Consider the following 12907-nt stretch of genomic DNA (forward strand, 5'->3'; position numbering starts at 1 on the left):
TGGGACCTCCGGGGTTCTCCGACGCGAAATGGGGGAAGTTCACTCACCGAGGAGAACATGTGAGCACGGTCCTGTTCGCGCGCCGCAGCCGGCGGCAGAAGCCGAACGCGCCAGACACCGAGATCGAGATCCAGGAACCGCCTTCGGTACCGGAGAACACCGGCGGCGGGATGAGTTCCGTGCTCATGTACGCGCCGATGGGCCTCGGTTCGATGGCCATGGTGATGATGTTCGTGCGGCCCGGCGCGGGCGCGCTCGCGTACATCGGCGGCGGCATGATGGTGTTGTCCGTCGTGGGCATGCTCGTCGTGCAGCTCGCCCGCAACTCCGTGACGCACAAGCAACAGCTGCACGGTCACCGCCGTGACTACATCAGGTACCTGACCCAGCTGCGCGGCCAGGTGCGCAAAGGCCTGCTGGCACAGCAACGTGCGGCGCGCTGGGTGCACCCGGACCCGCGCGCGCTGTGGTCGATCGCGCTCGGGTACCGGCTCTGGGAACGCAGGCCGACGCACGACGACTTCGGCGAGGTGCGCATCGGCCTGGGCGCGCAGCGGTCGACGACCAGGCTGCTTCCCCCCAGCACCAAACCCGTCGAGGACCTGGAACCGATGGCGGCCCACGCCCTCCGGCGGTTCCTGCGCGCCTACGCGACGCTGCCCAAGGCGCCGATCGCGGTCTACCTTCGCGGTTTCGGCCAGGTCCAGCTCAGCGGGGACAACGAGGCCGTGCTCGGCATGACGCGCGCCATCATCGCCCAATTCGCCACCGCCCACGCACCGGGTGACGCCCGCATCGCGGTGTGCGTCACCGAGGAGCGGAGAGGCCGCTGGGACTGGGTGAAGTGGTTGCCGCACAACCAGGACCTCGAGAGCATCGACGCGGCGGGACCGCGGCGGCTGGTCGCGGACGACATCGGCGCGGTGGAGCTGCTGCTCGGCGGGCCGTCGTTCACCGCCAGGCCCAGGTTCGAGGCGGACAGCCCGGTCACCGCGTCGGAGCCGTTCGTGATCATCGTCGTGGACGGGGTCAGAGTGCCGGAGGACCACCGGGCGGTGGAGGAGGGATACCGCAACGCGATCGTGCTCGACGTCAGCGGCTCGCTGCCGTGGCGGCACCGGCCGGGCGTGCTCTTCCTCGAGGTCGACCAGGACGAGGCCCGCACGGTCGGGTTCGACCGCGTCGGCAAGTCGTCGACGAGTCCTCTGTGCACACCCGACCTCCTCAGCGACGCGGCGGCGGGGGCGCTGGCCAGGACGATGGCGCGGTTCCGCGTCGGCGAGCTGACCGAGGACGACGAGCCGATGGCGGCCGACTACGACCTGGCGGGCCTGCTCGGCCTGGGTGACGTGGCGTTGTTCGAACCGGTGCGGTACCGCAGGGAACGGTCCAGCGCCAAGCGGCGGCTGCGCGTGCCCATCGGCATCTCGAGCACGGGCGCGCCGCTCGAGCTGGACATCAAGGAGTCCGCGGAGGACGGCATGGGACCGCACGGCATCTGCATCGGTGCCACCGGTTCCGGCAAGAGCGAGCTGCTGCGGACCCTCGTGCTGGCGCTGGCCGCCACGCACTCGTCGGAGGACCTCAACTTCGTCCTGGTCGACTTCAAGGGCGGCGCGGCCTTCCTGGGGTTCGACGAGCTCCCGCACACCTCCGCCGTGATCACGAATCTCGCTGAGGAGCTGGAGCTCGTCGACCGGATGCAGGACGCGCTCACCGGTGAGCTCAACCGCAGGCAGGAACACCTGCGCGCGGCCGGGAACTACGCCTCGCGCCGCGACTACGAGGCCGCGCGGTCCCAGGGCGTCCAGCTGGAACCCATGCCCGCCCTGTTCATCGTCGTGGACGAGTTCAGCGAGATGCTGTCCAGCAAGCCCGAGTTCATCGACGTGTTCGCGATGATCGGCCGGTTGGGTCGAAGCCTGGGCGTGCACCTCCTGCTGGCGTCCCAGCGGCTCGACGAGGGACGCATCCACAAGATCGAGTCCCACCTGTCGTACAAGATCGGTCTGCGCACGTTCTCCGCCATGGAGAGCCGCAGCATCATCGGCGTTCCCGACGCGTACGAGCTGCCCAGCAGTCCCGGCAACGGTTACCTGCGCCCCGACACCCAGACGCTGGTCCGGTTCAAGGGCGCCTACTCCTCCGCTCCCTACCGGGCGAAGCGCCGCCAGCGCCGGGAGATCGAGGTGGAACAACGCGTCGTGGCGTTCGGCACCGCGTACGTGCCACCTCCGCAACCGGCGGAGCCGACGCCGGAACCAGAGGCGGAGGCGGAGTCGGAGGTCAACGAGACGATGCTCGACGTGCTGCTGCGCCGGCTGGTCGGTGTCGGGCCGCGCGCGCACCAGGTCTGGCTGGCGCCGCTGAGGCAGTCCGCGACGCTCGACCAACTGCTCCCGCCGCTCGTGGAGGACCCGGCCGCGGGTCTGCGGCCGATGAACGGCACGGACTTCGCGCTGACCGTCCCCCTCGGACTGATCGACCTGCCCGCGCAACAACGACGGGACCTCCTCGTCGCCGACCTCTCCGGCGGCAAGGGGAACGCGGGCGTGGTCGGCGGCCCGCAGAGCGGCAAGAGCACGTTGCTGCGCACTATGATCGCCGCACTGGCGCTGACCCACGACGCGAGCGAGGTGCAGTTCTACTGCCTCGACTTCGGTGGCACGCTCAGCTCGCTCGCCAGGCTCCCCCACGTCGGCAGCATCGCGAACCGCCTCGATCGCGACCGGGTCACGCGCACGGTGCTCGAGGTGACCAACCTGATGGCCAGGCGCGAGACCATCTTCGCCGAGCACAACATCGACTCCATGACGTCCTACCGGCGGGCGCGCAAACAGGGGATGTTCCACGACATCGACCCGTACGGCGACGTGTTCCTGGTGGTCGACGGCTGGTACACGATCCGGCAGGACTTCGACGAACTGGAGGACAAGTTCACCGAGATCGCGGCACGGGGGCTCAGCTTCGGCGTGCACCTGGTCGTCGCCACCAACAGGTGGTCGGAGATGCGGCCGTGGCTGAGGGACGTGATCGGCACCCGGCTCGAGCTGAAGCTGGGTGACCCGGTCGACTCCGAGGTCAACAGTCGTTTCGCGGCAACGGTCCCGGCGATCCCCGGACGCGGGATCACGCCGGACAGGTTGCACTTCCTGGCCGCGCTCCCCCGCATCGACGGACTGTCCGGCACGGAGGACCTCGCCGACGCGACGCTGGAGCTCGCGGAGGCCCTCGCCGTTCCCGGTGGCCCCGCGGCACCGCAGGTGCGGATGCTGCCGGCCACCCTGCGCGTCTCCGAGCTCCCCGCCGCGACCGCGCCGTCCCCGTCGGCCGAGATCCGGATCCCGCTGGGGATCGACGACGTGGACCTGGGTCCGCTGTGGCACGACTTCGACGCCAGCCCGCACCTGCTGATCTACGGCGACGCCGAGACGGGCAAGACCAACCTGTTGCGGCACATCGCGAAGTCCATCGCCGCCCACCACACCACCGACGAGGCGAGGATCATGTTCGGCGACTTCGGGCGGGAGCTGCGCGACGCCGTTCCCGAGGACCACCAGCTGGAGTACGCGGTCGGTGTGGAGGCGCTGACGAGGTCCATCGCGGGCGCGGCGTCCGTGATCGAGAAGCGGATCCCCGGCCCGGAGATCGCGCCGAGCAGGCTGCCCAAGCGCGACTGGTGGAAGGGTGGCCGCCTCTTCGTCGTGATCGACGACTTCGAGCTCGCCGAGTCCGCCGGCGGCGCCGGTCCGTTGCAACCGCTGCTGCCGGTTCTGGCCGACGCCTCCGACATCGGCGTGCACGTGATCATCGCGCGGGGCACCGCGGGTGCGGGCCGATCGATGTCGAACCCCGCCATCCGCCGGATGTGGGAGCTGGGCACGCCCGCGCTGGTGCTGTCCTGTCCCAAGCAGGAGGGGTCGTTCCTGGGACCGCTCAAGCCCCGCACCCTGCCGGTCGGCCGCGGCCAGTACGTCAACCGCCGCCGGGCGGTGCGCCTCGTCCAGACCCCTCAGGTCGACGGGGAGGGCTGACCCAGGAGAGGCGGGTGGAGGCAGGTCAGGGGAAACCCGCGCCACCCGCCCTGCACACCGGGCTGACCGGTGCGCCGAAAGCGGGCGAACCGGTCAGGCCGGCCTGTCCTGGTCGAGAGACACGACCTCGACGACCGCGGCCCGGCGCCAGCCCCTCCTGCGCCCCGCGGAGACCAGCCGGGCACCCAGCAGCACGACGAGCACCAGAACCGCACCCACCGCGGCGACTCCGAGGGCGAGCTGTGCGCCGACGTCGTCGCGCGTCCCCTCAGTGGGCGCCGCAACAGGCGCGGGAGTGACGACCGCGCCGCGCGAGGCCGGCACCTCCTCCGGCAACACGGTGGTCACCGCCGCCATCAGGTTCACCGTTCCCCAGCCGAGACCGGTGTCCGGGAGCACGATGGACGGGTGGTCGGCCGTGACCTCCAGGCGGTGCTTCACCTGCGCGGCGCTCAGTTCCGGCCGATATGCGCGAACCAGGGCGGCCGCGCCCGCGACGAACGGCGCCGCGTAGCTGGTCCCGCTGCCCTGCCAGTGGCCCGGTCCGCCGGGACCGGTGCTCACCACGTCCACACCCGGTGCGACGAGCGACAGGTGCGGCCCGGTCTGCGAGAAGCTCGCGCGCTGCCCCGACATGTCCACGGCTCCCACCGCGATCACACCGGGATAGGCGGCGGGATAGGTCTTGGCGTCGCCTTCGAGCGCGTTGTTGGACGCCGACGCCACGACGACCACGTCCTTCGCGGCCGCGTGGTCCACCGCCGCTGCCAGTGCCTCGGACGGTGCCGTCGTGCTGGCCGACACGTTGACCACCTTCGCGCCCGCGTCCACGCCGGCACGGATGCCCGCGGCGATGCGGTCGGGGGTGAGCACGCCGGGACCGTCGTCGCCCACCGAGGTCGCGCACCGGATCGGCAGGATGGTCGCGTCCGGCGCCACCCCCGCGAACGCCGTGCCCGGCACGGCACGCGCCGCGATGATGCCGGCGAGGAACGTCCCGTGCCCGTAGCAGTCGGAGTCCGCCCTGCCCCGCTGCGCGGTCGTCACGTCGATCCCCGGCAGGACCCTGCCGCCGGCGAGCTGGGGCACAGTGCCGTCCACACCGGTGTCGACCACCGCGACCGTGACGCCCGCTCCCCTGCTCACCGGCCACACCCGTTGCGGCGCCAGAAGCTGCTGAGCCCACGGCACGTCCGTGGCCGTGCCCTCCGGAGGTTGCAGGCATCCCTTCTGGTTGCCGGGAACCGGCTGCGGCTGCGCACTCGCCGGTGCCGTCGTCAGCACGGCCAGGACGCACGCGGTCACCAGTGCGCTCACCGGGCGCATCAGGAGGCCGCCGCGGTCCGGTCGGCCGCCGCCGGCGCATGCCACTCGATCATCGAACCCGTGAGCCGCGCGACCAGTTCGGGATCCTCCACGACCCGCAGAGCCGTCCGCTGCCGGCGGGCGAGAGCCCGGTCCAGCTTGCCCAGAGCCGCCTCGTCGCGCTGGTCCAGCTCCTCCGCCACCTCGCCCTCCTCCGGCGCGAGCTCGCGGAAGAGCACCGCGATCCTGGGTGCGGCCGGGCCTTCGTGCTCGGCGTCGGCCTCGAGCGTGCGGACCGCCAGCTTCTTGAAGCGCGCCGCCGGAGCGAACACGGCCTCGGCCAGGGAACGACTCGCCACCAGGTCGGCTGTGCGGCGTGCGGTCGCGGGCCAGATGAGCACGTCCAGTTCGGCGTCCACATGGGTCACGTCGAGACTGGTGGCCGCGATCAGGACGCCCGGCTCGGTCAGCACCGTTCCGGTGCTGCTGCGGTATTCCAGCGCCTCGGCTTTCAACGCCTGCCGCAACACCGGGCCGCGGTGCACCGGCAGCCGCCGGACACCGGACACGAGGCACGGGAGGAACCCTTCCACCGACGGCTGCCGGCCTGCCCGCACCGCGTCGCCCACCGCGGCTCCCGCCAGCTCGCCCCGCCCCAAGAACAGGCACACGGCGACGTAGTCGGCCTTCAGCCCCGCCGACTCCCCCTGCCGCAGCGACGGCCAGTTGGCCATCGCCGAGTTGACGGTCGCGAGCGACTCGGTGAAGGCCTCGCCCGCCATCAGCGCGAACCGGCTCTGCTCCGCCGCCGTGCTGTTGCGGTCCGCGATGGACAGGGGGCTCGCGTTCGCCGGCGGTGGCACGTCCTGTGCCGGCACGCCTTCACCCGGCTCGACGACCAGGTCCGCCGGCTCGGTGACGGGACCGGAGTCCGGGCCGGCCGCAGCGGCCATCTCGGCGGCGGGCGACACCTCGATCTCGGGCAGCTCGGGTTCCGGCACCGGGGCCGCCTCGGGTCCGGGTGCGGCGGGGTCGAGCACGACCAGCTCGGACTCGGGCGACACGGGTTCGGACACCACGGGTACCGGCGCCGAGGTCGTCATGATCATCGGAGGAGCGGAGAAGGCGAATCCCGACGGCGGAGCCGCAGCGGGCGGTGGCGCCGCGGGAACCGGCGTGACCGGCGCGACCGCCGGTTCCGCGACGCGCTGCACAGCGGGTCCGGCGACGGCCTCCGGTTCCGGGGCCGGCCGCGACCGCACAGCGACCTGCGGCTCCGCGTCCGGCCGTGGCCGTGCAGCCACCTCCGGCACCGCGGGCTCCGGTGGCACCGGGTCCCTGCCTACCAGTGACCTCGCACGGCGCAGCGCCGCACTCGCCTGGTCGTCCAAGCCACCGGGAACGCGTACCCGCACCACGGCCCGTTGAGCGGGCTCCAACCCGGCGATCAGCTGTTCCGCAACCGCGAGCAGGGCCAGGCCGGCGGGCTCGTCCCTGGTTCCGAGGTAGAGGTTCCAGTACGACGGGTCGAAGGGCAGCGGAGGCACGACGGGAGCGGCGGAGGCGGAACGCACCACCAGGCCGGAGGGCACGACCTGCGCGACGAAGTCCGCACCGGTCGACGGACGGTAGGCGCAGGCGCCTTGCCGCACCCAGCCGCGCGGCGGTGGCGCGGATTCGACGACCACCTGGTCCCCGGTGCCCGCCGGTTGCCGCAGCAGCGCGGGGAAGGGGTGGAACGCCACCTCGCCCGTCGCCACGGCCGCGATCGCGCCGTTCCCGGCCACCTCCTGCCGGCCGGGCACGAACTCGACTGCGCGACCGGCCGCGAGCGCCAGTTCGAGCTGCCAGGACGACGTCGTCACCTCCGGTGTGGAAGCGACCAGCACCGCGTTGGCGGGCACCAGCGAGGTGAGGACGGAGGCGACCGCTCCGGGACCGGGTACCGGCTCCGTGCCGTCGACGACGACCTTCGGGCGCGTGTTGTCCCTCGGCACCGCGAACGCGGGATGTGCCGCGTCGGCCGGCTTCGCCGTGGCGGAGCGGACGAGCACTCCGGCGGGAACGGGCTCCACCACGACACCTCCGCTGCTGACCGCGGTGGCCAGCACCTGGGACTCCCAGCGCGGGGCGGGCAACCGTGCGCCGACCAGGCGCGGGGACGCGCCGGGCCGGAACGCCCACCACCCTCCCGCGCAGGCGTGGAACCCGCCGGGGCCGCACACCACGGCACCTCCTGAGCCGAGGACCTCGCGTCCCAGTTCGCGGGCGAGGTACCGGGCGGCGGCCTCACCCGAGTCGAGGACCAGCACCGGTGTCGCGGCTCCGGCCTCCTCGGCCAACGGCCGGAGCAGATGCGGCAGGTGCTCGACCACACCGTCGCCGCTGGCTCGTCCGGAGAACAGGACGAACGTGAGACCGGGCACGACCGGCAGGGACGCCGCCGGCCGCGGCTCCGGTTCGGACCGGTGCCGGACCTGGAGGTGCCGACCGAGCCGTGCGACGACGAACCCGCCGAGGACTTCCTGTTCCACGAGCCGACGCATCCTCACTCCTGCCGTTCCCCGTGGCTGTGTCCGCGAGGTCGTCGTCCGGTGGTCGCCTCCTGCCGGGACGACCGGTTCACCGTGAGTCCGGCGCCGGAGGACTCCGACAGGCCTCCACGATCCACAGTGGACTCACGTGAGCGACTTCACCTTCACGACGACCGAACTCCCGCCAGAGCCGAGGCGCCTCGCGGAGCCCCGTCCACAGCCTTCCCGATGCCGCGGTGTCCACGACCAGGTGCCGATGCGGTCGCAGACGCGCTCCCGCATCGATGGCATGCCACCACGAACGCACATTAGGGCGCCTCCGCGGGCCTCGGCCGGAGCCTGGCCACACCCTGGCGCACCAGAGGGACAACCCTCACGAAGCGTGATCTGCCACCACCACGGTCACCAACGCCTGCGAGCCGTTGTCGTCGTGAGGGCGGACATGTGCCACCCGTCAGCTGCCCGCGATCTCCCTGATCACGTCGGCCGGCACCACCATCGACGCGGCAGCACCGGGGTTGAGCAGCACCTCCACCCCGCGCTCCGGCAGCGCCGCCGCCAACTCCCGCACATCCACCTCGAGCCAGTCGTCGGCGTTCACCCGGTCACGGTGACCGTAGGCGGTCGCGACCAGGACGACCGCCGTGCCGTCCGGAGCCGAGCCGACGACCGCCGTGCCGTCCTCCCCGAGCGCGACGCTCAGCACGACCTCGCCCAGCAGCTTCGTGAGGTCGTCCGCGGCCTGCCCTGCCGCGATCTCCCGCATCAGCGCGTCCACCGGGTCGAGTGGAACGTCCGATGAGGACGGACGGTAGAACGGGCTCGGCCGGAACCGGCCGTGGTGGGTGGCTGTGAACGTCCAGGCGCCCTGCACGGCCTCCAGCGGTGGTTCCGGTTCCTCGGCGGTGGCCGTCCACGCCGGGTCGACCAGCAGGAGGAACTCCGGCTGCGGTTCCGCGTACTGCGCCACGAGGGGCTGTTCGCCGGTCATTCGACGAACCCCGGCAGTGCCTCGAACTGGAACGCGACGGCGGCGGGAACCCGTTCCTTCGCCGGCTCCCGAGCCCAGCGATCTGCCGCGCGGGACAGGGACAACAGCACGAACCTGTCCAAAGCGGACTCGTCGGCCGGCGCACCGCCGTCGGTCGCGGACCTGTCCACCGACAGCTCCCTCAGCACGATCCGGCCGCGGACCGCGGGCGTCGGCTCGGCGACGCCGAGGACCTTGAACCGGGTACCGGGCAGGAAGACGACCCTGCCGTCGACCCGCTCCGCTCCGGTTTCGAGCTCCGCGCAGAGCCGGCCGGTCACCGACCACACCACCAGGTCCACGTCGCCGTCCTGAGTGGCGCATGGCGCGGTGAGCGCGTACGAAAGGCCTTGCTGGGTCAGCACGTCACCATGCCGGTAGATGTTCCGCTGCTCATCGGTGAGTGTCAGGGTGACGATGGTCGCGCCGCGGTGGTGGGGTTGCGACCGCAGTGCCTCGACGTCGAACAGCCCGTCGCCGGAAGCCGCCGCGCCGGACTCCGTCTTCTCGTCTCCCACCGTGCGCGCGTCCGATGCGACGGCCACTCCGACCGGTGCGGCCGGCTCCTCCGCCGCCGAGTACAGCGACGGGTCCACCAACCTGCTGAGCCAGAGGAGATCGGGCTCTTCGTCACCCGGCGCGGGTTCCGGCGGCTGCGGCGCCGCTTCGTCCGGGCCGACGTGCCGCCAGAAGGGTTCACCGACCGGCACCACGGGAGGCGCTTCCGGCCACGCGACAGGAACCAGCCGGCTCACCGCGCGGACCGGCTCCTCCAGGCGGTCGGCCAGCTGGAGCGCGGCCTCGCACAGGGCCGGCTCGTACAGCAGGACGTGCGAGCCGGGATCGAGGGGAACGGCCCGCACCTCGTCGGCGTGGGCGGGAGGCACGGGCGGTCGCACCCAGAGCCCGGCCCTCACCACCTCGACGAACGCCTGCGGCGACCACCGGTAGGCCCCCGGTGAGACCTCCTCGAGTCCGTCGACCGGTGCACGGTGTTCCCTGAGCCGTGGTGCGGTTCCTGGACCGGAGGAGAACACCTGGGCGAAGGTGCACCAGCCCAGCTGTCCGCCCGGCAGCACCGTGCGGGCCCCGGAACCGAGCTCCGGTGCCACCGGAAAGCCGTTGTAGCAGCTCACTTCCTCGCCCAGCAGGCCGGCGAGCGCCTGACCGAGGTCGCGTCCCTGCGGCAGGTTCACCGGGCCGTACTGCGCGAACCGCGCCCTGGCCCGGTCCGCAGGCGTCAGCGTGGCCCAGAACCGCGCCACCGAGCCGAGGTCGAGCTCCGTCTGGCCGGCACCGCCCAGCACGACGACGAACGCCGCCGACTGCCGGGGAAGCACCCGTTCGAGCTCGGCGCGGCGCTCCGGCAGCCGGAACCGTTCCCACTCCGGCCGCAGCCACACGCCGACAGGCAGAGTTTCGGCCTGCGAGGAAGGGGTGGCCGGCCGCCAGTCCTCCTGCGTGGCCAGGTCGCTCGGCAGCGGGAACCCCCGGACGTCCCACTCGGGTGCGCGCCCCGGCTCGATCCTGATCCACGTGCCGCCCCCCGCACCGGCCGCACTGATCAGCGGGTCGCTGGGATCGGAGGGCACGAGGAACGTCCTGAGCAGGTGGGCGGCGAGCCAGCGGCCTACGGCGACCGCCTGCTCGGCACCTGCCCCGGGAAACATCAGCCGGACGCCCCGCCGCCCGCGTGGCAGAGCATCCGCGAGCGCCGTCAGCAGTGGTGCGGGCACGGGGATGCCGATGTCGACGACCACGAGATCGTGGTCCGGGTCGCGAGGGAGTGCGGCGGCCAGCGCCAGAGCCGCGGCACTCATGCCGTGAGGAGGGTGCAGGACCAGCGCACGACCGTGTGCGGAGGCGGAGAGCTCGGGGGCCGCGGTGGTCTGCCGGGAACTGGACCTGGTCGGCAACGACATCGCCCGCCTTCCTGTCGGCTTGGTCAGCGACTCATCAGAGGTGTCGCTCCCTGCCAGGGAGGCTGGCAGCACCGGCATGCCTCCAGGGCGCGGCGACGGGTGCGCACACGAGATTGCTGGATTTCCCTCGGGAACATGCGACGGTGCTCAACCGGTGACGCCCTGACCGACGCGTGGTTCCCGCACGGCCCACGTCACCGCACCGGAGTCCGGTGGAACGACGCGCAGGCTGCCGGTCGTCGCCGAGATCACCGCGCGGCTCGGCGAGTTGTGCACCGTCAGCGTTCCCCTGGCGCTGATCGAATGACCAATGGAGGAGCCGAGGTGAACAGTGGTCCAGGACAGCCCACGAGCACCCGAGTCCAGTGCGATCATCGCGAAGTCGGACGCCTCGTCCTCGACCACCGCGCAGAAGTCCCTGTCCAGAGCCATTTCCGGTTCGATCGTGAGCCGTGCCGCACCGAACCGCAAACGGGCCGTCAACGCGTCGTCCAGGTGCAGCACGGCGGTGCCCTCCTCGCCGGTCGCCGTCACGACGACGGCTCCCGTCGGACGAGCCGACACGACGGTGCTTGCGTACGACGTCGTGCTGAACGTGGCGCCCGTCGCGCGGTCCACCTCGGCTCGCAGTCCTCTGCCGTCGTCGATGAGCGCGCTGTCGCCGCGCGCCGACACGAGCCATCGACCCGGTCCCCGCCCGAGTGCCCGGAACACCAGTGCGGGCCCGCCGTCCGCCTCGGCCTCCCTGGTGATCACGCTGGTACCGACGCAGACCTCGCCCTGCGCGGTGACCTGCCACTGCTCGGCGGCGTTGCCGGCCGTGATCCGGCCCGGCTCCACCCGCACCTCCCGGCAGCCCGCGCGGACCAGCACGCCCGTGGCAGGTGAGGCACCGTCGGCGGCGTGCCGGGTGCCGGTGACAGCGATCTCGTGCTCACCGATCGACAGGGTCGTCGTTGCCGGCGTCCAGTAGACCTCGCAGAAACCCAGGTCGAGCACTCCGGCGCCGGACTCTTCACGCATGGCCGGAAGTGCGGCACCGCACGTCTCACACGCGATCGCCGTGTCCTTGTCGACGACGAGCTCACCGTGCTCGCAGAGAACCACCGCCACCTCGTCCGTCGGTCGCCTCCACCGCACCGTCTTCCCACCGCGGACCAACTCCCAGCAGTCGCGGTTCGCGCGCACCACGCCGTGTCCACAGCGCAGTTCCACGTGATCTTCGTGGAGGGCGAGCAGCACTTCTCCGTCCCGCACCAGAACCCGGTCATCCTCCAGCAAGATCGACGTGCGGCCGATCATCGGCGACACGACCATCCGGCCACCGGGGCCGACGGTTCCCACCACCTCGTCAGCGAGACGGATGGTCGTCCGGTCCTCACCCACGCGGCCGACGATCGAACGGCTTTCCCCGATCGGTACCCTGACCACCCCGCACACGTGGTCGTAGGACGCACCGAACGCGGAAGTGCCGAGGCCCGTGCTCACACGCACCCGCACCCGGCTTGCGTCCTTCTGCACCTGCAGTCCCGCCGCGGACACTCCGGCCCCACCGACGCCGTACCGCAGCTCCATCGCACTCGCGACCGTGATGTTGTTGCGTGCCAGTGTGAAGGTCGAGAAAGGCCGGTCGCCGAGAACCAAGTCGAGCCGTTGTTCGTCGTCGTGCAGGTGTCCTTCCAGGCGACCGAACGCACCCGTGGTGACGACACCGCGGGAGAGGCTGAGCGTCGTCACCAGTTGATCTCCCGGCAAGGGCGTGAGAACCATCGAACCGCCCAGGGTGCCGGCGAGCACCTCGCCCTCGGCCGTCTCGATCACGCACCGCTCGCCGAACCGCGCGTCGGACTCCATTCGCTTGACGAACTCGGCACTCGCGCGCTCGGCTTCCACTCCGCCAGTGCAGCAGACACGGCCGGCATCGCGGACTCCCGCGGTGACCGCCACCTGGGACCGGGGAACTTCCCTCACGGGCGGCAAAACAGGTCACGCCACCAATTCGTCCGACGTCGTCGTCCCCGGCTCGCAAGGGAAAGCCCTACTCATGGCCGCGGGGCAGGCCTGGGACCGCGAAAACAGGGC

General features: G+C 71.9%; 6 protein-coding genes. 1 reads left to right on the plus strand and 5 read right to left on the minus strand.

Annotated features, from left to right (window positions below):
- Positions 1 to 59 precede the first annotated feature (59 nt).
- Entirely contained in the window at positions 60 to 4034 is a 3975-nt protein-coding gene (eccCa, locus tag ACFWV3_RS02900) for a type VII secretion protein EccCa (protein ID WP_382407533.1), read from the plus strand.
- Between the two features lie 93 nt (positions 4035 to 4127).
- On the opposite strand, the gene mycP is transcribed toward eccCa, so the two are convergent.
- The 5 genes from mycP to ACFWV3_RS02925 form a co-directional block, all read right to left on the minus strand.
- A complete protein-coding gene (mycP, locus tag ACFWV3_RS02905) occupies positions 4128 to 5351 on the minus strand; it encodes a type VII secretion-associated serine protease mycosin (RefSeq protein ID WP_382407535.1) in 1224 nt (407 codons plus the stop codon).
- Between the two features lie 8 nt (positions 5352 to 5359).
- Positions 5360 to 7885, minus strand: coding sequence for a hypothetical protein (locus ACFWV3_RS02910; protein ID WP_382407537.1), 2526 nt, complete (start codon positions 7883 to 7885; stop codon positions 5360 to 5362).
- A gap of 442 nt (positions 7886 to 8327) precedes the next feature.
- A complete protein-coding gene (locus tag ACFWV3_RS02915) occupies positions 8328 to 8864 on the minus strand; it encodes a type VII secretion system-associated protein (RefSeq protein WP_382407539.1) in 537 nt (178 codons plus the stop codon).
- Positions 8861 to 10723, minus strand: a complete 1863-nt coding sequence (locus ACFWV3_RS02920; RefSeq protein ID WP_382407541.1) for a hypothetical protein — start codon at positions 10721 to 10723, stop codon at positions 8861 to 8863. Before ACFWV3_RS02920 ends, ACFWV3_RS02915 begins: the two co-directional genes overlap by 4 nt.
- A 249-nt stretch (positions 10724 to 10972) precedes the next feature.
- A complete protein-coding gene (locus ACFWV3_RS02925) occupies positions 10973 to 12718 on the minus strand; it encodes a hypothetical protein (protein ID WP_382407543.1) in 1746 nt (581 codons plus the stop codon).
- Between the last annotated feature and the right edge of the window lie 189 nt (positions 12719 to 12907).

It is taken from the genome of Lentzea sp. NPDC059081 (assembly GCF_042738015.1).
Lineage (GTDB): Bacteria > Actinomycetota > Actinomycetes > Mycobacteriales > Pseudonocardiaceae > Lentzea.

What these genes read in the sequence shown, in the direction of transcription:
- ACFWV3_RS02910 (WP_382407537.1), bottom strand. Translation starts at nt 7,885, where the DNA reads ATGCGTCGGCTCGTGGAACAGGAAGTCCTCGGCGGGTTCGTCGTCGCA.
- ACFWV3_RS02915 (WP_382407539.1), bottom strand. Translation starts at nt 8,864, where the DNA reads ATGACCGGCGAACAGCCCCTCGTGGCGCAGTACGCGGAACCGCAGCCG.
- ACFWV3_RS02920 (WP_382407541.1), bottom strand. Translation starts at nt 10,723, where the DNA reads ATGAGTGCCGCGGCTCTGGCGCTGGCCGCCGCACTCCCTCGCGACCCG.